Below are 20,891 nucleotides of genomic sequence, written 5' to 3'. Positions count from 1 at the left end.
CCTCCTGTCATCGGGGCAGTAGGTCGTGCGATCCGGCGCCGTCCGCCCTGCCACGGAGTGTCGGGCAGGTCGGCAGAACGGACGGCGCGGGTGCGGGTCGTCGAACTTTACGAGGGGGAGCCGACGACCCGGCCGCCTCTTGCGAGGCACTCATTCAAGCGACCGGTGCCCCGGCGCGGCAGAGCGCACAGCAGGATGGTTCGGGCATTCCGTTCACACCCCGTGTGAATCGTGCTCCACTAGGGTCATTGCGACGCGCACATGGGGGGGCAATGGAGCCCAACGTCCTGCTCGAATCCCTGATCGACGAGGCGGGTGTGTCCCGCGCAGGGCTCGCCGGCCATGTCAATCAGGCAGGCCGCGCCCGCGGCCTGTGCCTGAAGTACGAACACACTGCGGTCTCCCGCTGGCTCAAGGGCCAACGCCCGCGCGGTCAGGTGCCGGACCTGATCTGCGAGGTCCTGGGCAGCCGACTGGACAGGCCCGTCACGCTCGACGACATCGGCATGGGTACCTCAGGGGTGTACACGGTCGCGCACGGTTCGACCCTCCCGGGATTCGTCGAGCACGCGACCGCCCTGTGGCGCTCCGACGAGCAACAGCGCCCCAATCTCGTGACGGCTCCCGCCGTCACGGGTACGACGGCCGTGATGCCCGTCTGGGAGTGGGAGAACCCGCCCGAGGACGCCGATGTGTCCCGCCCCGGGCCGTCCCGCGTGAGCATGGCCGACATAGCGATGCTGCGTGCGGCCCGCGCCCACTACGAACAGATGTACCGAAAGGCGGGTGGCATCGCGACCAGGGCACGGGTCGTGGGCTTCCTCAACGCCGAGACCGCGCCGCTCCTGCGCAGCGGGTACAGCGACGCGACGGGCCGTCAACTGCACCGTGCGACGGGTGGGCTGGTGGCCGTCGCGGGGATCTGTGCCTACGACTCGGACGCCCATGGGCTCGCGCAGCGCTACTTCCACCAGGCACTGCGACTCGCCAAGGCCAGCGGGGACCGGGGGCTCGGCGGCTACGTGATCGCGCTGCTGGTCAACCAGTCGCTGTTCCTGGCCGACTACCGCCGGTCCGTCGCGTTCGCCGAGGCCGCACTGCGGGCGGCGGGCTCCCACATCACCCCGGCCCTGGCAGCCGATCTGTACGCGATGCAGGCCAAGGCCTACGCGCAGCTCGGCGACCACCGGAGCGCCCTGGAGTGCATCCGCCGCGCAGAGTCCCAGGACGGCCGTATCCACCCGGGCCACGAACCGGACGAGACGGGATACGTGCAGCCCGGACTCGTCAACGTCCAGGTGGCGGAGGCGCTGCTCAGGCTCGGGGATCTCCCCGGCGCCAGGGAGCACGCCGCGGCGGCCGTACGCTCCCCGGCGCACGACCGCGGCACCGTGCACAGGCTGGCGATGCTCACCCATCTCGAACTGCTCCAGGGCGAGCCGGACAAGGCGGCCCGCACCGCCTCGGAAATGGCGGAACGCGCCCGGGGCATGGAGTCGCGGCGACTGCGTGACCGGCTGCGCTCCGTGCGGGAACACCTGGCCGCGAGCGGCTCCGCCGACGCCGACGCTGCGGCCGGCCTCATCGACGGGGCGCTGCGCGTGCCTCTGTGAGCTCCGCCCGAGGTGCCGCCGTACGTTCCCTTGCGGGGCTGACCCTGCTCCGATGTTGCCATCGACCAGTCGGAAGGTGGCAAAACTGTGCAGTGGATGAACTTAGGCGAACAGACTGTTTATGAGAATCGCTGGTTCCGGGTCAATCTGGCAGATGTCGTTCTGCCTGACGGCCGGCATCTCGAGCACTTCCTCATCCGGCTGCGGCCGGTGGCCGCGGCGACCGTCGTGAACGAGGCGAACGAGGTGCTCCTGCTGTGGCGGCACCGGTTCATCACCGACAGCTGGGGCTGGGAGCTCGCTGCGGGTGTCGTCGAGGACGGCGAGGACATCGCGGCCGGGGCAGCCCGGGAGATGGAGGAGGAGACCGGCTGGCGCCCGGGCGAACTGCGCCCACTGATGACGGTGGAGCCGGCCAACGGCCTCATCGACGCCCGGCACCACCTCTTCTGGACGCGGGAGGCGACGTACACCGGCCCCCCGGCGGACGGCTTCGAGTCCTCGCGCCGTGAGTGGATACCGCTCAAGCTCGTGCCCGACATGATCGCGCGCGGCGAGATCCCGGCGGCCAACATGGCGGCCGGCCTGCTGATGCTGCATCACATGCAGCTGGGCTGAGCGCATACGGACATGCGAAGGGCCGGCCGGGGATGTCCCGGCCGGCCCTTCGCGTACACGTGCGGCGCCTGGCGCGTGGTCGCGGCGCCGCGGGAATTCAGCCGTACGGGTAGAAGCCCGAGCCCGTCTTGCGGCCGAGGCGGCCCGCGTCCACCATCCGCTGGAGCAGCGGGGGAGCGGCGTACAGCGGCTCCTTGTACTCGGCGTACATCGAGTCGGCGACCGAGGCCACGGTGTCCAGCCCGATCAGGTCGGCGAGCTTGAGAGGACCCATCGGGTGGGCGCAGCCCATCTCCATGCCGTTGTCGATGTCCTCGCGGCTGGCGATGCCCGACTCGAACATCCGGATCGCCGAGAGCAGATACGGGATCAGCAGGGCGTTGACGACGAAACCGGAACGGTCCTGGGCGCGGATCGCGTGCTTCTCGAGCACGTTCTGCACGACGGCTTCGGCGCGCTTTATCGTCTCGTCCGACGTTGTCAGAGCGGGGATCAGCTCGACGAGCTTCTGCACCGGGGCCGGGTTGAAGAAGTGGATGCCGATGACCTGGTCCGGCCGGGACGTCGCCACGGCGAGCTTCACCAGCGGGATGGAGGAGGTGTTCGAGGCGAGGATCGCGTCCGGCCGGGTCACCACCTGGTCGAGCACCTGGAAGATCTCGGTCTTGACCTGCTCGTTCTCCACGACGGCCTCGATGACGAGATCGCGGTCCGCGAACTCACCGAGATCGGTGGTGAAGCTGAGGCGGCCGAGTGTCTCGTCGCGCTCCTCCGCAGTGATCTTGCCGCGTTCGGCGGCCTTCGAGAGGGAGTTGTGCAGCCGGGTACGCCCTATCTCCAGGGCCTCGCCGGTGGTCTCGGCCACCATGACATCGAGGCCGCTGCGGGCGCACACCTCCGCGATGCCTGCGCCCATCTGGCCACAGCCCACCACTCCGACGCGTGCAATGTCGGCCATAGAGTCCGTCACCTCGTGCCTTTCGCTGATCTTCGTGCGGCAGTTCCCGTCTGATTCCGGTGCCCGCCTCGACCCCACGACGTTACTCCGCGATCCGGCCGAGGTGACCTGCGGGTCGGGAGGTCTTGGGGCGGGCATGATCTGCGTCACCGGCCATGATCCGGAGTGAGACCGGAGCGGTACAGGGGACAGACGAGTGAAAGGTGTGATCAATGCGGCATATGGGCCGGAGATCCTTCGCGATGGGCGCGGCCGGGATGGTGGCCGCCCTGATGACGGCGGGCGACGCGGTCGCCGGGCCCCGGCCGGGCTCCGCACGGAGGCGCCGCGGGGCGGCCCCGGGTGAACTGCGGGGTGTGTGGATCGCGACGGTGGCCAATCTGGACTGGCCCTCTGCCCCCGGCCTGACCGCCGCGGCCCAGCAGGCGGAGCTGGCCGCCCATCTGGACCGGGCGGTCGAGCTGCGGCTGAACGCGGTGTTCCTCCAGGTGCGGCCGACCGCGGACGCCCTGTGGCCCTCGCCGTACGAGCCGTGGGCGCGGTGCCTGACCGGGGTGCAGGGCCGGGACCCGGGCTGGGACCCGCTGGGGACCGCGGTGCGCGAGGCGCACGCCCGCGGTCTGGAGCTGCACGCATGGTTCAACCCGTACCGGGTCGCGAACCACACGGACCCTTCACGGCTCGTCGCCACCCACCCGGCCAGACTTCATCCGGACTGGGTACTGCCCTACGGCGGGAAGCTCTACTACAACCCGGGGCTCCCCGAGGTGAGGACGTTCGTTCAGGACGCGATGCTCGACGCGGTCAGCCGCTACGACATCGACGGGGTCCACTGGGACGACTACTTCTACCCCTACCCGGTGGCGGGCCAGGCCTTCGCCGACGACGCGGCGTACGAGGAGTACGGCGCGGACTTCCCGGACAAGGCCGCCTGGCGCCGGGACAACACCGACCGGCTCGTCAGCGGGACGGCCGAACGGATCAAGGAGCTCAAGCCGGCCGTCCGCTTCGGGATCAGCCCCTTCGGGGTGTGGCGCAACGCCGCGACCGATCCACTGGGCTCGGACACCAGGGCCGGTGTGCAGACGTACGACGACCTGCACGCCGACACCCGCAAGTGGGTGAAGGAGGGCTGGATCGACTACATCTGCCCGCAGATCTACTGGAACATCGGCTTCGCCGCCGCCGACTACGCGAAGCTGCTGCCCTGGTGGGCCGAGACGGTCCGGGGCACGGGAGTCGGTCTCTATGCGGGAGAGGCGCTCCACAAGGCCGGTGATCCCGCCCAGCCCGCCGCCTGGCAGGACCCGGCGGAACTCTCCCGCCACCTCGACCTCGCCGCCACGCACCCGGAGGTGGGCGGCCACGTCTTCTTCTCCGCGCGGCACCTGAAGGCCGACAGGATCGGGGCCATGGCCCGTGTGGTCGCCGACCACTACCAGGTGCGGACCCGCACGCCGCGCTGACCGGGGACGCGTGTGCCGGGGACGCGTGTGCCGGGGACCCGCACGGTCCCCGGCTGCACGCGCGCGGCCCGGTTACCGGTCCCGGTCCTCGGGGGCGGTGTGCTGGACGACGCTGTCGGGGCCGGGGGACATGATCGACTCATGCCCGTCCTTGAAGCGCAGGCGGAACGGGGGACTGCCCCCGTCGCCGAGCACTTCGATGATGTCTGCGACACGGTCGTGCTGTCCCACGGTCCTGCCGTGCATCAGCAGCCGGTCGCCCGCATGTGCCTCCATCGGGAGTGACCTCCTCACGGGTGGCGATCCATGTCGACAAGTCTATGACCGGACGCGGGCGCCGCCTCTCGTACGGGCCGTCCCGCGGGCTCCAGGGCGTCCTGCGGGCCTGCCCGCGCGCTGGGTGACGGCGATGCACACCAGCACGGCCACCGCCGCCACCGGAGCGGCTGCGGGCACCTCCTCGCCGAGGGCGAAGAACGACCAGACCAGGGTGAGCAACGGCTGCGCCAGCTGGAGCTGGCTCGCCCGCGCGACCCCGATCTCCGCCATGCCGCGGTACCAGACGTACAGGCCGAGGAAGGTCGACCCCGCCGCGACCCAGACCAGACCGATCACCCCGTGCGCGGTGATTCGCACCGGCTCGAAGGGCAGCGCCACGGCCGCGCCCACGATGGCGAGCGGCAGGCAGAGGAGCAGAGCCCAGCCGACGACCTGCCAGCCCGGCATGACGCCGGCGAGCCTGCCGCCCTCCGTGTATCCGGCCGCGCAGACCAGCAGTGCGCCGAACAGGTACAGATCGCCGCGGGAGAGGACCCCGCCGCTCTGCTGGACCGTGAAGGCGATCACCACGGCGGCGCCGGTGAGCGCGGCGATCCAGAAGGCGCGGGGCGGCCGGGAGCCGGTGCGCAGCGACGCGAAGAGCGCGGTCGTCAGTGGCAGCAGCCCCACCACCACGGCCGCGTGCGAAGTCGTGGAGGTCTGCAGGGCGAGCGTCGTCAGCAGGGGGAACCCGACCACGACCCCGCCCGCGACGACCGCGAGGCCGCCCCAGTGGCGGCGGTCCGGCAACGGGACGCGGCCCGCGAGCAGGAAGCTGCCGACGATCAGCGCGGCGAGCACGCTGCGCAGCGCGACCAGGGACCAGGGGCCGAAGCTCTCCAGCCCCCACGCGGTGGACGGAAAGGTCAGTGAGAAGGCGAGGACGCCGAGTCCGGCGAGCAGGACGCCGCCACGGCCCGTGTGCCGGCCGACCGCTATCGTGGTGGGCGCAATAGCGCTATCCTGTGCTGTCATGCATGAGCGTAGCAGTGTGGCCGAGCTGGTGAGTTCCCTGCGCGAGGAACTCAACCGCTACTCACCCGGTGGAAAGCTCCCATCGAGCCGAGCTCTCGTCGAGCGCTTCCGGGTGAGTCCCGTGACCGTCTCCCGGGCCGTCGCGCAGCTCGCCGCCGAAGGCCTGGTCGTCACCCGGCCCGGCTCGGGAGCCTTCCGGGCCGAGGACCGCACCGACGTTCCCGCACCGGGTGACACGTCCTGGCAGGAGGTCTCGCTCAGCGGCGACAGCGGACCGGAGGTCGTACCGCGCACCGTCGACGCCTCCGGAGTGCTGGTCACGCTCGCCGCGCCGCGGCCCGGAGTCATCGAGTTCAACGGCGGTTACCTCCACACCTCGCTCCAGCCCGAGCGAGCCATGTCCGACGCGCTGGCCCGGGCCGGCCGCCGCCCCGGAGCGTGGGGGAGACCGCCCACCGACGGCCTGAGCGAGCTCCGCGCCTGGTTCGCCCGCGAGATCGGCGGCACGCTCACCGGCGCCGACGTCCTGATCACCGCGGGCGGCCAGAGCGCGCTGGCCACCGCACTGCGGGCCCTCGCGCCGCCCGGGGCCCCCGTTCTCGTCGAATCCCCCACCTATCCCGGCATGCTGGCCGCCGCCCGTGCCACCGGGCTGAGGCCGGTGCCCGTGCCGGTGGACACCGACGGCGTACGCCCCGACCTGCTCGCCGCCGCTTTCCGCGCCACCGGGGCGCGGCTCTTCGTCTGCCAGCCGCTCTTCCAGAACCCGACCGGCGCGGTACTCGGACCGGACCGGCGTGCGCAGATCGTACGGACCGCCCGGGAGGCGGGCGCCTTCGTCGTCGAGGACGACTTCGCCCGCCGCCTCGCCCACGCGGACTCCGGCCCGCTGCCCGAACCTCTGGTCGCACACGACCGGGACGGTGTCGTCGTCCACGTCCGCTCCCTCACCAAGGTCACCTCGCCGAGCCTGCGCGTCGGCGCGCTGGCGGCCCGCGGTCCTGTCCTGGAGCGCCTGCGGGCCATCCAGGTCGTCGACAGCTTCTTCGTGCCCCGCCCGCTCCAGGAGGCCGCACTCGAACTCGTCGGCTCACCGGCCTGGGGGCGTCATCTGCGTGCGGTGGCCGCCGAGCTCGGCAGCCGCCGCACCGCGATCACCGCCGCGGTCCGGAGCCGGCTGCCCGAACTCGCGCTGCCCCACGTGCCGTCGGGCGGAGGCAGCCTCTGGCTCAGGCTCCCCGGGCCGGGGGCCGAGGAGCCCGCCCTGGTCTCCGCCGCCCTGCGGGCCGGCGTCGCCGTCGCCCCCGGCCGCCCGTACCACTGCGCCGAGCCCCCGGCCGGTCACATCCGGCTGAGCTTCGCCGCGGTCGCCGGCCCCGTGGAGATCGCCGAGGGCGTACGGAGACTGCGCACAGCGTGCGACGAGCTGTTCGACCGCCAGGGCCCGACGGATAGCCTGCGCGCATGACCGACACAGACGCCTCAGCAGCCACCGCCTCCTCTGCCGACGCCTCCTCCGCAGGTGCCTGCGGGCAGCGGTACGAGATCTCCAGCGACCCCTCCCGGCTGGACCCCGCCCGCATTCACCAATGGCTCTCCACGGACGCCTACTGGGCCCTGGGCCGCAGTCGTGAGCAGCAGGACCGTGCGCTGGCCGGATCCCTCAACTTCGGCGCGTACGACGTCGCCTCGGGCGAACAGGTCGCCCTCGCCCGGGTGGTGACCGACCACGCCTCGTTCGCCTGGATCTGCGACGTGTACGTCGACCGGGCGGCCCGCGGCAACGGAATCGGCACCCGGCTCGTCACCGAGATCCGGGACCGGCTGGCGCCGACGGGCGTGCGCAGGTTCCTCCTCGCCACGGACGACGCGCACGGGGTCTACGCGAAGGTCGGCTTCATGCCGCTCGAAGCACCGGGAAAGTGGATGTGCCTCCAGGTGGGCTGACCGGAAGCGCTTGTGTCCGCCGGACGCCGCCCTCTTGACCGGCGCGGCGTTCGGCTCCACGATCGCGCCCATGAGTGTTCGTGTCTCCCTGGTCGCAGCAGCGCGCAGCTCCGCCCTGCTCGCCGAGCGTTTCGACGACGACCGGCCGCTCGACCACACGGGCTGGCACGAGGTGCAGCTCGCCGCACACGCCCTGGTGTCGCTCGGCGCGGCCGAGCTGCGCTACTGCTCGCCCACACCGCGCAGCCGCGCCACCGGCGACGCCCTCGGCTTCGCGCCCATGGCCCAGCCCGCGCTCCGCGACTGCGACATGGGCCGCTGGCGCGGCCTGACCCTCGCGGACGTGGCCGCCCGGGAGCCCGCGTCCGTCGACGCCTGGCTCGCCGACCCGCGATCCGCCCCGCACGGCGGCGAACCGCTGCTCGCCTTCATCTCCCGGATAGGCGGCTGGCTCGACACCCGTCCGGCGTGCGACGGTTTCATCGTCGCCGTCGCCGAACCCGCCGTCGTCCGGGCCGCCCTCGTCTACGCGCTCAAAGCTCCGCCGTCGACGTACTGGAACGTCGACGTCCGCCCGCTCTCCACCCTCACGCTCACCGGGATGCCCGGCCGCTGGAGCCTGAGCCTCGAAGCGCTTCGGCGCTGACGGCTCCCCTCGATCGGAGGAACCCGGAGTTCGGCTTCTTCCCGCCAGTCCGACCAGTCGGTACGGTGAGGGCTCCCGAGACGAGGAGTGATCCGTGCCGCACTTCCATGGCCACTGCGACGACCGGTTCGCGGCGGTGCGCGACGCGTTCGCGGCGAATTTCGAGCAGCGTGACGAACTGGGCGCGGCCGTCACCGTCCTCGTCGACGGTTCCCCGGCGGTAGACCTCTGGGGTGGCTGGGCGGACAAGGACCGGACCCGTCCGTGGGAGCGGGACACCGTGGTCAACGTGTGGTCCACGACGAAGGGCCCGACCGCGCTCTGCGCCCACATCCTCGTCGACCGCGGCCTCCTCGACCTGGACGCTCCCGTAGCCACGTACTGGCCCGAATTCGCCGCCGCCGGCAAGGAGTCCGTGCCCGTACGCCATCTGCTCTCGCACCGGTCGGGCGTCGCGGGCCTGCGGGATCCGCACACCCTGGCCGAGCTGTACGACTGGGAGCTGACGACGGCCCGCCTCGCCGCGACCGAACCGTGGTGGGAGCCGGGCACCCGCTCCGGATATCACGCCATCTCGTACGGATTCCTCATCGGCGAGGTCGTCCGCCGGATCACCGGCCTGCTGCCCGGGGAGTTCCTGCGGCAGGAGATCACGGGCCCGCTGGACATCGACTTCACCATCGGTTTCCCGGAGGAGGACGCCCACCGGGTCGCCGAGCTCGTCCAGCCGAAGACCGTCTCGCGTGAACAGGCCGCGCTCTTCGCCCGGATGGAGCCGGTGGCCATCGCCTCACTGCTCAACCCCGGTACGGGCACGGCCGCCGCCAACACCCCCGAGTGGCGGGCCGCCGAGATCCCCGCCGCGAACGGCCACGGAACGGCCCGCGCGGTCGCCGCGCTCTACGGCATCCTCGCCGGACGGGGCAGCGTCGACGGCCGTCGGATCCTCTCCGAGAAGGCCGCGGAAAGGGTCCGTGAGGGGCAGGGCAGCTGCCGGGACCTGGTCCTCGGCGCGGGCTTCGCCCACGACACCGAGCTGGGCCTCGGCCTCTGGCTGAGCGGCGAGAACGCCTCCTACGGTCCCAACCCGCGTGCCGTCGGGCACGACGGGGCGGGCGGTTCCTGCGGATTCGCCGACCCGGAGGCCGGCATCTCGCTCGGCTACGTCATGAACCGCATGGGCGCGAACATCGCCGACGACCCACGCAAGATGGCGCTGATCGACGCGGTGTACGCGTCCCTCTGACCGGGCGGACGGGGCGGACGACGTGCCCCGCTCCCGGCCGCGGGCGGCGTCCGGTCAGTAGCCGGCCGGGCGCACCAGCCCCGACTCGTACGCGAACACCGCGGCCTGCGTCCGGTCGCGCAGGCCCAGTTTCACCAGGATCCGGCTCACATGGGTCTTCACGGTCTGCTCCGCCACGACCAGCCGCCCGGCGATCTCCGCGTTGGACAGCCCTTGCGCGACGAGGAACAGGACCTCGGTCTCGCGTTCCGTGAGATCACCGACGCGGTCCCTGCTCGGGGCGCGCGGCGCGGTGCTCACCCGGGAGAACTCGGCGATCAGACGCTTGGTGATGTTCGGGGCGAGCAGCGCGTCGCCGGCCGCCACCACCCGTACCGCCCGCGCGAGTTCGGCCGCCGACGCGTCCTTCAGCAGGAAACCGGAGGCGCCCGCGCGCAGCGCCTCGTACACGTACTCGTCGAGGTCGAAGGTGGTCAGGACGAGGACCTTGACGGTGGCGCCCGGCGCTTCGGTGATGCGGCGGGTGGCGTCGATCCCGCCGAGACGCGGCATCCGTATGTCCATCAGGACGACGTCGGGAGCCAGTGCGGCGACCTTCTCCACCGCGTCGAGACCATCCACCGCCTGGCCGACGACCTCGATGCCGGGCTCGGCGTTCAGCAGCACCGTGAAGCCCTGACGCACCATCATCTGGTCGTCGGCGATCAGCACGCGGATGGTCATGCGGGTTCCTCCAGGGGAAGTGTCGCCACTACTTCGTAACCCCCGCCGGGGGTGGGGCCGTGGGTGAGTTCGCCGCCCAGCATGGCGGTCCGTTCGTTCATTCCGAGCAGCCCGTGGCCGACGCCTGCGGACCGTGCGGGCGGGGTGTCCGGGGCGGAGTTGGTGACCCGGACCGTGACGGCCGCCCTGTGGTAGCCGACCTCCACCCGGGCGCGTGCCCCCGGGGCGTGCCGCATCACGTTGCTGAGCGCCTCCTGCACGATGCGGAACGCCGACAGCTCGACGCCGGGCGGCAACGGCCGCCGGGTGCCGGCCGTTTCCGTGGTGACGGTGATGCCGGCCCCCCGTACCTTCCCGACCAGTTCGGGAAGCATGTCGAGGGTGGGCTGCGGGGCGTGCCGTACGCCGTCCGCGAGGGCGTCCTCCGAGCGCAGTACGCCGAGCACGCGGCGCAGTTCGGCGAGTGCCTCGACGGCGTTCTCCCGGATGCCCGCGAGGTTCTCCTTGAGCTCGTCCGACGGGTTCTCCACCAGGTGCGGGGCTACCTGGGCCTGGATGGAGATCACGGACATGTGGTGGGCGACCACGTCGTGCAGCTCGCGTGCGATCCGGTTGCGCTCCTCCAGGAGCGTGCGCCGGGCCCGTTCCTCCTCCGTCAGCTCCGACTGCTCCACCAACTGGGTGCGGGCCACCCGCAGGGCCCGCAGCGCGCTGCCGACCACGACGGCCGCGACGGCGACGAGGGCGGCGCGGTCGAGGGCGTAGTTGTGGGCCTGCGTGGCGAACGAGCTGGCGGCAAGCCCCGTCAGGAGACTGACCACCAGCGCGGTGACCGCGCGGCGTGGCTGGACCCGGAGTGCCAACAGAAACAACGCCCCGCTCTGCAGGGCGATTTCGGGCGTGGTCCACGGGAACAGCGCGTCTGGCCTCAGCACCGGCTCGGCGAGCCGCACGCTGACGACCATGAGCCCGAGCGACGCCCACCAGGCGTACAGCGGCCGGGACATACCGGTGATCAGCGCCACCGACTGGAGCACGGCGAGGAGAACCGCGTACAGGGGGATGCCGGAGCCGTCCGGTATCAGGTCGTACACATGGAACAGCGTGATCGCCGACGCGACGATCGCCAGCAGCATTCCGAACACCGGCCGCCATATCGGTGCGCCCGGCCGGCCCGGTGGCGGTACCGGATCGACGGGCGAGGTCCACAGATCCTCGCGCAGCGTGCGCGGCAGCCTCCGCAGAGCGGCCGCCAGCCGTCGCCCGGCCGCCCCGGCCCCCGCCCACCCCGTCATGTTCTCCACCTTAAGCACGTCGCGACTCCTGGATCCGGGCGGGGGAACTCTTCCGTACGACGGTCGATCTGCTGTTCCGCCGCTGCTCGTACGCACCGAAGGCGTGCCGGAGCGCCAGCAACACCAGGGCGAAGACCGGCAGCCAGGCCAGCCGTGCCAGGACCCAGACCGGGCCGTCGGGCACGGTGTGCAGACCGGGCAACGGGCCGCCGGCGAACAGGACGGTCGAGGTGACCACGATCATCGCGGTCTGGTGCCACAGGAACACGGTCATCGCGGACAGGTTCACCAGCGCCACGGCCGCCCAGACGGCGGGACGCGCCAGGACCCGGCGCAGCGGTCCGAGCAGCAGCAGAGCCGCTCCGCACTGGGCGAGGCCGAAGGTGACGACCGCGAGCGTCGGAGGATCGAGGTTGGACAGCTCGCCGCCCGGCACCCCGACCATGGACGCCGGATAGCCGGCGAACAGGACGAGCCCTGCGGTGGCCGCCGCGCCCCCGAGCAGCAACGCCCAACCGGTCCGGCGGCTGCGCAGCCCGCCCCGCGCCCAAGCGGCGCCCAGGCAGTACGGGACCAGCCAGCCCGCCGCCACGTTGACCCGGCCGAGGGCGGCCGGGCCGTCGAGGCCCAGGCGGATCAGGTCGACGTGGAGGACCGCGGCGAGCGGCCACAGCGCATGCAGCCGCGCCACGAGCGGGGTCGCCGCCGTCAGCGCCGCGAAGACCAGCAGGAACCACAGGGGCGACCACACCAGCTTGCCCAGCGCGCGCACGGTGCCCTGGTCCACCCCGGAGGCCAGCATCACGCACGCCGCCACGGCCCACACCACCAGGACCACGGCGACCGGCCGGAACAGCCGCCCCATCCGGGCCCGCAGCCACACGCCGTAGGACTCGCCCCTCGCCCGGGCGGAGGCATAACCCTTCGCTCCCACGTGCCCGCCCACCAGGAAGAAGACCGCGAGCGTCTGGAACACCCAGGACACCGGGGTGAACTGCGGCATGTACTGGAGCGGACTCGCCCCGTGCACCGTGCCGCTGTCGGCGACCAGAGCCGTCACCAGCCAGTGGCCGCACACCACGCCCAGGATGGCGAGGCCGCGCAGGGCGTCGAGCGCACGGTCGCGGTCCGGAGGCGTCGCGGACTCGATGCGCCGCACGAGCTCACGCACGACGGCCCGCCGTCCCCGCGACGATCCGGCCGATGCTGCGCAGCGAGACGGAACCGGGCTTCAGGTAGTCGCTGTGCCCGCCGTCGCCCGCGTCGAAGACCTCGGCGCCGAACTCCGGCGAGACCGGGTCGGTACCGAACCCGACCGTCACGAACGGCAGTCGCACCCGTATGTGCGGTACGTCCGCGATCCAGTCGTCACCGCTCCGGCCGGCCCGGACGGTGGCCCGGGTGTGCAGCGCGGCGGCGCTGTCGGCACCGGTGCCGGGACTGCCGTACAGCACGATCTCCGCGACATCGAGTCCGGACGCCGCCCTGGCGCAGACGACGGAACCGTAGGAGTGGCAGAGCACGGAGACCCGGGCGGGGGGCCGTGCCGCACCCAACTCCCGTACGAAGGAGGTCAGTTGAGGTGCCGCTTCGACGGCACGCGCCGACGTCAGCGCCCCGGGGCTCACCGTGACCGGTGTCCGGTACCCGAGCCAGGCGACGACGGCCGACCCGCTGCCGAGCTCCCGGAGGAGCGCCTCGGCATCGCGCCGTAAACGCCAGTAGTGGTCGAGGTCGACGCCGGCTCCCGGTACCAGTACGGCGATCCGTCCGGCCCGGGACAGATCCCCGAAGACCTCGGCGCTGCGGCCGCCGTCGCGCCCGTCGAACGCGAGGAAGTGCCGGGCGGACCTGGCCATGTCCCGCAGCGAGGCGGCGCGTTGCCGGTCCCCGTTCCGGGCGGCCATGTGCTCGGCGGCCCGGATGCCGTCACGGTTCGCCGCGTACCGCGCCGCCAGCGCGCCAGGGGCCGTGGTGCCCAGCGGGCCGAGGGCCGCAGGGGCGGGTGCCGGAACAGCGGCGGGGCGGGCCGCCCCCGACACCGGCAGTGCCACGGACGCGGTGACGAGCGCGGAGAGCAACGCGCGACGCAAACGGCTGCTGCGTGGGCGGGACGCCATGGGTGGTCCTTCCGTACCGGATGTGCCTGATGAATCCGGTACCGAAGCTATGGACCGCCCCGTGTGGTCGGCGTCCCGCTGAGGAGCGCACCTGTCACGTAGCTCTGGAGTACTACGAGTAGGGGGTGCCCCGCCTCCGATGCCCGCTACGGGCGACGCCGGGGCTTGCCGCGCTTGCCGCCGCCGGACGCGCCCCGGGGGCTCTTGCCCGTCGCCTTGCCGGCTGCGGGCTTGCGCGGTGCGCCGCCCTTCTTCTCCGGGCGCTTGGCCTTCGGCTGCGGGGGTGTCGGGGGGCGGCCCCGGGTGCTGTTCACGGTCCGCCCGCGGACGATCCCGATGAACTCCTCCACCAGGTCGGTGGTCCTCTCCTCCGGCCAGGACAGGGCGATGCGCGACTCGGGTACGTCCGAGAGCGGCCGGTAGGTGAGGTCCTTGCGGTGGTACAGACGGGCCAGCGACTGCGGGACGACGAGCAGCCCCACCCCCGCCGCCACCAGCTCGACGGCGTCCTCCGTCGTCGCGGGGCGCTCGAGCGCGGGCCGGCCAGGCGGACGCTCCCACTCCAGGGTGTCGTCGAGGGGGTGCAGCACGATCTCGTCGGCGAGATCCGCGGCCGACACCTCGTCGACGGCCGCCACGAGGTGGTCCTTGGGGACCACGACCACGGTCGTCTCGGTGTAGAGGGGGATCGCGCTCAGATCCGTACGGTCCACCGGGAGGCGTACGAAACCGGCGTCGGCGTCGCCGCCGCGCAGCACACCGGCCGCCTCGGCCGCGGGGACGCCCACGAGGATCAGCGGGACGCCGGGCAGCCGCTCGTTCCAGATCCGCACCCATTTGGTCGGGGTCACGCCCGGGACGTAGGCGAGCCGGAACGAAGAGGGGGTTTCCGAGCCTGTCACTCCGCCAGGTTACCGGCCGTGGTCGGAGGCGGCGCACATGCTCGATACCCTGGACACCATGACGTCGCACCAGACCACCCAGACAATGAAGCCCGCCACCGCGGCGAAGAAGCTGGGTGTGTACCTCGAAGCCACCCCCGCCGAGTTCCAGGAGGGCGTCGTCTCGCGCAGCGAGCTGAACGCACTCCAGGCCGATCCGCCCGAGTGGCTGCAGGAGCTGCGGCGCAACGGTCCGCACCCCCGGCCCGTGGTCGCTTCGAAGCTGGGCATCTCCATCGCCGGCCTCGCGCGGGGCGGAGTCACCGAGCCGCTCACCACCGAGCAGATCGACGCGCTCAAGGACGAGAGCCCCGAGTGGCTGCAGAAGGAGCGCGCCACCCAGGCCGAGGTCCGCAAGGAAGCGATCCGCATCAAGGAGAAGAACGCGGCGCGGTCCGAGGAGTCCGGCGACCCGCGTTCCTGACGCGTGCGGGGGCGGTGAGGGCGCGGTGACGGCCGCCGGGTCTCCCGGGTCCGTCAGGGTCTCGAAGCGGTGAGGAACCCGGCCGCCCCGCTCTACGCCCCGGTGTAGGCAGCGATCGTCGCCGCCGTCGTGGCCGCCACGACCTCCGGGTCCGCGCCCGACGCGGCGTACGCGGCGCCCCACTCGTTGCCGGAGCGCGCCATGACCGACTTCGCCTCGGGCGTGGACTGCCAGGCGGCCGCTTCCTCGCCGAACCCCGGCTCCGGCCCGAACAGCGGCGCCGGTGAGCGGTCAGCCGCCGTGGAGGCCCCACTGGTCGAGGCTGCCGTAGACGTGAGCCTCCAGGCATTGAGGTGCGTCAAGGCCTACGGCCTCGCCACGGTAGAGGGCGATGAGCGAGTCCTTGCCCCGCCACCAGGTGTCGGTCAGGCCCTGCACTTCAGGCACCTGCTCGTAACCGTCGAGGTCCAGTGAGTCGACGGCCTTGCCGGTGGTCCTCGTGATGGTCTTGGCCCAGCGCCTCGCGTGGGCGGCCAGCGCCAGCGATTCCACCCAGCCGTCCGCACTGGCATGCAGCGGCGCCCAATGGGAGCCGTGGATCCCGAACTCGCCACCGGGGCCGATCATGAAGCCGTAGGCCATGGACACCCGACAGTCCCCGGCCGGAATCCACCAGCCCTCCGCGGCCGAGCCCTCGGGGACGTCCGCGTCCAGGATGCGCGGGCCGCTCTCGTAGAACGGGGCCGGCGGCAGCGCGAGACCGCCCCAGCGGTTCTGGAAGGCCGCGACCCGGTCGATCTCTGCGGCCGGGATGCCGTGCCTGAGCCACGTGTCGCGATGGCGCCCGATGCACTGCCGAGGAACGCGGATGCCCTCCACCTCTACGAACCTCTTGGCCCTGCGGGTCAAACCGTCAGGAGCGACCGGGATCGGCGACAGGGGAGTGGCGGCCGTCATGGTGCCGGAGTCTAGTGGCGGGGTCCGGCAGCGCATCGGGCGGCAGTCCCGCCCGCAGTCCTACGGGCCAGGAATCGCGCTCAGGGGCCAACTCGTGAGCTCAAGGGCCAACTATCGCGCTCAGTCACCATCAAGACGACGCTCAATCAGCAAATCTTTGCATAAAAGTGCAGGCCAGCGTATAGTCATGCCATCGACGAGGAGGCATTTCGATGGTGGTACGTGCGGCAGTGGCTGGAGCGAGCGGATATGCCGGCGGGGAACTGCTCCGCCTGCTCCTCACCCACCCACAGGTCGAGATCGGCGCCCTCACCGGCCACTCCAACGCCGGACAGAAGCTCGGCGCACTGCAACCGCACCTGAGGCCGCTGGCCGACCGCGTGCTCCAGCCGACCACGGCCGAGGTGCTCGCCGGGCACGAGGTCGTCTTCCTGGCCCTGCCGCACGGGCAGTCGGCCGCCGTCGCCGAGCAGCTCGGCGACGAGGTGCTCGTCGTCGACATGGGCGCCGACTTCCGGCTGAAGGACGCCGCCGACTGGGAGAAATTCTACAACTCGCCGCACGCGGGCACCTGGCCGTACGGCCTGCCCGAGCTGCCCGGAGCCCGCAGCGCGCTGGAGGGGTCCAAGCGCATCGCGGTGCCCGGCTGCTACCCGACCGCCGTCTCCCTCGCGCTCTTCCCGGCGTACGCGGCCCAGCTCGCCGAACCGGAGGCCGTCGTCGTCGCCGCCTCCGGCACCTCGGGGGCGGGAAAGGCCGCCAAGCCGCACCTCCTGGGCTCCGAGGTCATGGGCAACATGTCCCCGTACGGCGTCGGCGGAGTCCACCGGCACACGCCCGAGATGATCCAGAACCTCAGTGCGGCAGCCGGTGAGCCGGTCACCGTGTCCTTCACACCGACCCTCGCGCCCATGCCCCGCGGCATCCTCGCCACGTGCAGCGCGAAGGCGAAGCCGGGCGTGAGCACGGAGTCCCTCCGCGCCGCCTACGAGAAGGCCTTCGCGGACGAGCCGTTCGTCGACCTGCTGCCCGAGGGGCAGTGGCCCGCCACCGCGGCCGTGTACGGATCCAACGCCGTCCAGATCCAGGTCGCCCACGACGAGGCAGCCGGCCGGATCATCGTGATCAGCGCCATCGACAACCTCGCCAAGGGCACCGCGTCCGGAGCCCTGCAGAGCATGAACATCGCACTCGGGCTGCCCGAGGACACAGGTCTTTCCACCATCGGAGTCGCACCGTGAGCGACGCACGCGCAGCCGCCGGGCTGCGGGAGACGACGAGGACCGCGCCGCCGCGCAGCGCCGGCGGAGCAGCGAACGAGGAGATGCAGTGAGCGTCACGGCAGCCAAGGGATTCACGGCGGCGGGCATCGCCGCCGGAATCAAGGAGAGCGGCGGTCCGGACCTGGCCCTCGTGGTCAACAACGGGCCCGGTCGCGCCGCCGCGGGCGTCTTCACCTCCAACCGCGTCAGGGCCGCACCCGTCCTCTGGTCGGAGCAGGTCCTCAAGGGTGGCGAAGTGACCGCCGTCGTCCTCAACTCCGGTGGTGCCAACGCCTGTACGGGCCCCAAGGGCTTCCAGGACACGCACGCGACCGCAGAGAAGGCCGCCGAGGTCCTCACCGGTCACAGCGCGGGCGAGATCGCGGTCGCGTCGACCGGACTGATCGGCCTGCTGCTCCCCATGGACAGGCTCCTGCCCGGCATCGAGAAGGCCGCGGCGGCGTTGAGCGAGCACGGCGGTGAGAAGGCCGCCATCGCCATCAAGACAACCGACACCGTGCACAAGACCGCGGTCGCGGGCGGCGCGGGCTGGACCGTCGGCGGAATGGCCAAGGGCGCCGGCATGCTCGCCCCCGGCCTCGCCACCATGCTGGTCGTCCTGACCACCGACGCCGACGTGGACGCCGCAGGTCTCGACTCCGCGCTGCGCGACGCGACCCGGACCACCTTCGACCGGGTCGACTCCGACGGCTGCATGTCGACCAACGACACCGTGCTGCTGCTCGCCTCGGGCGCGAGCGGAATCTCCCCGGGGCAGGCCGAGTTCGCCGCTGTCGTCCAGACCGTCTGCGCCGACCTCGCACGCCAGTTGATCGGTGACGCCGAGGGCGCTTCCAAGGACATCCGGATCGAGGTCGTCAACGCCGCGACCGAGGACGACGCCGTCGAGGTGGGCCGCAGCATCGCCCGCAACAACCTCCTCAAGTGCGCCATCCACGGGGAGGACCCCAACTGGGGCCGTGTCCTGTCCGCCATCGGTACCACGAAGGCCGCCTTCGACCCCGATCAGCTGAACGTCGCGATCAACGACGTGTGGGTCTGCAGGAACGGCTGTGTCGGCGAGGACCGCGACCTCGTCGACATGCGCTACCGGGAGGTCAAGATCACCGCCGACCTCGCCGCCGGCACCGAGACGGCCGTCATCTGGGCCAACGACCTCACCGCCGAGTACGTCCACGAGAACAGCGCGTACAGCTCATGAGTGCCGCGAGGAAGCACACGGCGCTGCCGAAGGCGCAGATCCTCATCGAGGCGCTGCCCTGGCTGACCCGGCACAACGGAAAGACCGTCGTCATCAAGTTCGGCGGCAACGCCATGATCGACGAGGAGCTGAAGGCCGCGTTCGCCCAGGACGTCGTCTTCCTGCGGCACGCCGGTCTCAAGCCCGTCGTCGTGCACGGCGGCGGTCCGCAGATCAGTGCCCAGCTCGACAAGCAGGGCCTGGTCAGTGAGTTCAAGGCCGGTCTCCGCGTCACCACGCCCGAGGCCATGGACGTCGTACGCATGGTGCTGGCCGGCCAGGTCCAGCGCGAGCTCGTCGGCCTCCTCAACCAGCACGGCCCGCTCGCCGTCGGCATGACCGGCGAGGACGCCCACACCATCACCGCCACCCAGCACCGCCCGATGATCGACGGCGAGTCCGTCGACATCGGCAGGGTCGGCGAGATCACCGCCATTGACACCGGAGCCATCCAGGCGCTGCTGGACGACGGCCGGATCCCGGTCATCTCCTCCATCGCGCGCTCCGCCGAGGACAACCACGTCTACAACGTCAACGCCGACACCGCCGCCGCGGCCCTCGCGGCCGCGCTCAACGCCGAGACGCTGATGGTCCTCACCGATGTCGAGGGCCTCTACGAGGACTGGCCCCACAGCGACGACGTGATCAGCCGGCTCACCGCCACCGAGCTGGAGAAGCTGCTGCCCGATCTCTCCAGCGGCATGGTGCCCAAGATGCAGGGCTGCCTGCACGCAGTGCGCAACGGCGTCGAGACCGCCCGCGTCATCGACGGCCGGGTCCAGCACTCGATCCTGCTGGAGATCTTCACCGACGAGGGAATCGGCACGATGGTCGTGCCCGACACGCAGGACGGCGCACCGGTCGGCCCACACAACGACGTACACATCGAGCCGCAGCCGCACGCGCAGGGGGAGTCATGAGCAACGAGCAGTTCTCGCAGCGCTGGCAGACGGCGCTGATGGACAACTACGGAACACCGCAGCTGTCCCTGGTCCGCGGCGCGGGCGCCCGTGTGTGGGACGCCGACGGCACCGAATATCTCGACTTCGTCGGCGGTATCGCGGTGAACGCCCTCGGCCACGCGCACCCGGCCGTCGTCGAGGCCGTCTCCGCCCAGGCCGCCTCACTCGGCCACGTCTCCAACCTCTTCATCGCCGAACCGCCCATCGCGCTCGCGGAGCGCCTGCTTCAGCTCTTCGGCCGGACGGGCAAGGTCTACTTCTCCAACTCCGGCGCCGAGGCGAACGAGGCCGCCTTCAAGATCGGCCGGCTCACCGGGCGCAGCCACATGGTCGCGACCGACGGCGGATTCCACGGCCGGACCATGGGCGCGCTCGCCCTGACCGGCCAGCCCAGGAAGCGCGAGCCCTTCGTGCCGCTGCCCGGCGACGTCACCCACGTGCCGTACGGCGACGTCGAGGCGCTCCGCGCCGCGGTGACGACCGACACGGCCCTCCTGATCATCGAGCCCATCCAGGGTGAGAACGGTGTCGTCGTACCGCCCAAGGGCTATCTGGAGGCCGCCCGGGAGATCACCCGGGCCACCGGCACACTGCTGGTCCTGGACGAGGTGCAGACCGGGATCGGCCGCTGCGGCCACTGGTTCGAGTACCAGGCCCACCAGGGCGTCGAGCCCGACCTCGTCACCCTCGCCAAGGGCCTCGGCGGAGGGCTGCCGATCGGCGCGACCGTAGCGTTCGGCGCGGCGGCCGACCTGCTGAAGCCCGGCCAGCACGGCACGACGTTCGGCGGCAACCCGGTCGCCTGCGCCGCCGGTCTCGCCGTTCTGGACACCCTGGCCGCCGACGGCGCCCTGGACGACGTGAAGCGGCTCGGCGAGAAGATCAGGGACGGTGTGGAGGGGCTGGGTCACCCGTTGGTCTCCCACGTCCGCGGCTCCGGCCTGCTGCTGGGCATCGTGCTCACCGGGCCCTTCGCACCGCAGGTGCAGAAGGCGGCCCAGGAAGCCGGACTCCTGGTGAACGCTCCCGCCCCCGATGTCGTGCGGCTCATGCCGCCACTGATCATCGGCGACGCCGAGGTGGACGCGTTCCTGCGCATTCTGCCCGGAGCTCTCGACGCGGCCCACGGGGACGGACGATCCGGAGAATGAGGCGACGA

The 20,891-nt window shown here is 71.8% G+C and carries 21 protein-coding genes; 12 read left to right on the top strand and 9 right to left on the bottom strand.

Features of this window, described 5'->3' with window-relative positions; genetic code table 11:
- Window positions 1-272: 272 nt before the first annotated feature.
- Together OG844_RS06715 and OG844_RS06710 are read left to right on the top strand one after the other, a co-directional pair.
- The gene (locus OG844_RS06715) at window positions 273-1,613 is read left to right on the top strand and encodes a transcriptional regulator (protein WP_406388770.1); all 1,341 of its coding nucleotides are present in this window, start codon (window positions 273-275) and stop codon (window positions 1,611-1,613) included.
- An 87-nt stretch (window positions 1,614-1,700) separates the two neighbouring features.
- Window positions 1,701-2,231 (top strand): NUDIX hydrolase, encoded by a 531-nt coding sequence (locus tag OG844_RS06710; RefSeq protein WP_351172831.1) that lies wholly within the window; start codon window positions 1,701-1,703, stop codon window positions 2,229-2,231.
- A gap of 97 nt (window positions 2,232-2,328) precedes the next feature.
- On the opposite strand, the gene OG844_RS06705 is transcribed toward OG844_RS06710, so the two are convergent.
- Window positions 2,329-3,189, bottom strand: coding sequence for a 3-hydroxybutyryl-CoA dehydrogenase (locus OG844_RS06705; protein WP_351172834.1), 861 nt, complete (start codon window positions 3,187-3,189; stop codon window positions 2,329-2,331).
- A 221-nt stretch (window positions 3,190-3,410) separates the two neighbouring features.
- Between OG844_RS06705 and OG844_RS06700 the strand changes: the two genes are divergently transcribed.
- Window positions 3,411-4,655, top strand: a complete 1,245-nt coding sequence (locus tag OG844_RS06700) for a glycoside hydrolase family 10 protein (RefSeq protein ID WP_406388768.1) — start codon at window positions 3,411-3,413, stop codon at window positions 4,653-4,655.
- A 72-nt stretch (window positions 4,656-4,727) separates the two neighbouring features.
- Here the strand turns inward: OG844_RS06700 and OG844_RS06695 are convergent, their stop codons facing one another.
- Both OG844_RS06695 and OG844_RS06690 read right to left on the bottom strand, forming a co-directional pair.
- A complete protein-coding gene (locus OG844_RS06695) occupies window positions 4,728-4,931 on the bottom strand; it encodes a DUF1918 domain-containing protein (protein WP_351170625.1) in 204 nt (67 codons plus the stop codon).
- A gap of 42 nt (window positions 4,932-4,973) precedes the next feature.
- Window positions 4,974-5,948 carry a DMT family transporter gene (locus OG844_RS06690; RefSeq protein WP_406388766.1) on the bottom strand — a complete coding sequence of 325 codons (975 nt, stop codon included), beginning with the start codon at window positions 5,946-5,948 and terminating at the stop codon, window positions 4,974-4,976.
- On the opposite strand from OG844_RS06690, the gene OG844_RS06685 reads away from it, so the two are divergent.
- The 4 genes from OG844_RS06685 to OG844_RS06670 all read left to right on the top strand — a co-directional run bounded on the left by OG844_RS06685 (window position 5,947) and on the right by OG844_RS06670 (window position 9,787).
- Window positions 5,947-7,416, top strand: a complete 1,470-nt coding sequence (locus tag OG844_RS06685; RefSeq protein WP_406388764.1) for a PLP-dependent aminotransferase family protein — start codon at window positions 5,947-5,949, stop codon at window positions 7,414-7,416. The genes OG844_RS06690 and OG844_RS06685 overlap by 2 nt on opposite strands.
- Window positions 7,413-7,895: a GNAT family N-acetyltransferase gene (locus OG844_RS06680; RefSeq protein ID WP_406388762.1), complete on the top strand. Its 483-nt coding sequence runs from the start codon at window positions 7,413-7,415 to the stop codon at window positions 7,893-7,895. Before OG844_RS06685 ends, OG844_RS06680 begins: the two co-directional genes overlap by 4 nt.
- A 70-nt stretch (window positions 7,896-7,965) precedes the next feature.
- On the top strand, window positions 7,966-8,541 hold the full coding sequence (locus tag OG844_RS06675) for a histidine phosphatase family protein (RefSeq protein ID WP_406388760.1): 576 nt from the start codon (window positions 7,966-7,968) through the stop codon (window positions 8,539-8,541).
- Between the two features lie 94 nt (window positions 8,542-8,635).
- The gene (locus OG844_RS06670) at window positions 8,636-9,787 is read left to right on the top strand and encodes a serine hydrolase domain-containing protein (protein WP_406388759.1); all 1,152 of its coding nucleotides are present in this window, start codon (window positions 8,636-8,638) and stop codon (window positions 9,785-9,787) included.
- A gap of 54 nt (window positions 9,788-9,841) precedes the next feature.
- On the opposite strand, the gene OG844_RS06665 is transcribed toward OG844_RS06670, so the two are convergent.
- From OG844_RS06665 to OG844_RS06645, 5 genes are all read right to left on the bottom strand, one after another.
- Window positions 9,842-10,510: a response regulator gene (locus OG844_RS06665; protein ID WP_406388757.1), complete on the bottom strand. Its 669-nt coding sequence runs from the start codon at window positions 10,508-10,510 to the stop codon at window positions 9,842-9,844.
- A complete protein-coding gene (locus tag OG844_RS06660) occupies window positions 10,507-11,805 on the bottom strand; it encodes a sensor histidine kinase (RefSeq protein WP_406396022.1) in 1,299 nt (432 codons plus the stop codon). The genes OG844_RS06665 and OG844_RS06660 overlap by 4 nt, the downstream gene beginning before the upstream one ends.
- Before the next feature lie 10 nt (window positions 11,806-11,815).
- Complete coding sequence (locus tag OG844_RS06655) at window positions 11,816-12,976, bottom strand: acyltransferase (protein ID WP_406388755.1); 1,161 nt, start codon at window positions 12,974-12,976, stop codon at window positions 11,816-11,818.
- Window positions 12,969-13,925: an alpha/beta hydrolase gene (locus OG844_RS06650; RefSeq protein ID WP_406388753.1), complete on the bottom strand. Its 957-nt coding sequence runs from the start codon at window positions 13,923-13,925 to the stop codon at window positions 12,969-12,971. The genes OG844_RS06655 and OG844_RS06650 overlap by 8 nt, the downstream gene beginning before the upstream one ends.
- 146 nt (window positions 13,926-14,071) lie before the next feature.
- The gene (locus OG844_RS06645; RefSeq protein ID WP_406388752.1) at window positions 14,072-14,827 is read right to left on the bottom strand and encodes a LysR family substrate-binding domain-containing protein; all 756 of its coding nucleotides are present in this window, start codon (window positions 14,825-14,827) and stop codon (window positions 14,072-14,074) included.
- 58 nt (window positions 14,828-14,885) lie between these two features.
- On the opposite strand from OG844_RS06645, the gene OG844_RS06640 reads away from it, so the two are divergent.
- Complete coding sequence (locus tag OG844_RS06640) at window positions 14,886-15,290, top strand: DUF5997 family protein (protein ID WP_384603748.1); 405 nt, start codon at window positions 14,886-14,888, stop codon at window positions 15,288-15,290.
- A 291-nt stretch (window positions 15,291-15,581) separates the two neighbouring features.
- Here the strand turns inward: OG844_RS06640 and OG844_RS06635 are convergent, their stop codons facing one another.
- The gene (locus tag OG844_RS06635) at window positions 15,582-16,247 is read right to left on the bottom strand and encodes a hypothetical protein (RefSeq protein ID WP_406388750.1); all 666 of its coding nucleotides are present in this window, start codon (window positions 16,245-16,247) and stop codon (window positions 15,582-15,584) included.
- 212 nt (window positions 16,248-16,459) lie between these two features.
- On the opposite strand from OG844_RS06635, the gene argC reads away from it, so the two are divergent.
- The 4 genes from argC (at window position 16,460) to OG844_RS06615 (ending at window position 20,883) form a co-directional block, all read left to right on the top strand.
- Window positions 16,460-17,488 carry an N-acetyl-gamma-glutamyl-phosphate reductase gene (gene argC / locus OG844_RS06630; protein WP_406388749.1) on the top strand — a complete coding sequence of 343 codons (1,029 nt, stop codon included), beginning with the start codon at window positions 16,460-16,462 and terminating at the stop codon, window positions 17,486-17,488.
- Between the two features lie 88 nt (window positions 17,489-17,576).
- Entirely contained in the window at window positions 17,577-18,731 is a 1,155-nt protein-coding gene (gene argJ / locus OG844_RS06625; protein WP_406388747.1) for a bifunctional glutamate N-acetyltransferase/amino-acid acetyltransferase ArgJ, read from the top strand.
- A complete protein-coding gene (gene argB / locus OG844_RS06620; protein WP_406388746.1) occupies window positions 18,728-19,690 on the top strand; it encodes an acetylglutamate kinase in 963 nt (320 codons plus the stop codon). The genes argJ and argB overlap by 4 nt, the downstream gene beginning before the upstream one ends.
- Window positions 19,687-20,883 (top strand): acetylornithine transaminase, encoded by a 1,197-nt coding sequence (locus OG844_RS06615; RefSeq protein ID WP_406388744.1) that lies wholly within the window; start codon window positions 19,687-19,689, stop codon window positions 20,881-20,883. Before argB ends, OG844_RS06615 begins: the two co-directional genes overlap by 4 nt.
- Window positions 20,884-20,891 lie beyond the last annotated feature (8 nt).

This window comes from Streptomyces sp. NBC_00887 (assembly GCF_045207585.1).
Note: the sequence above shows the minus strand (reverse complement) of the source record. Positions and strands in the feature narration are given on the sequence as shown.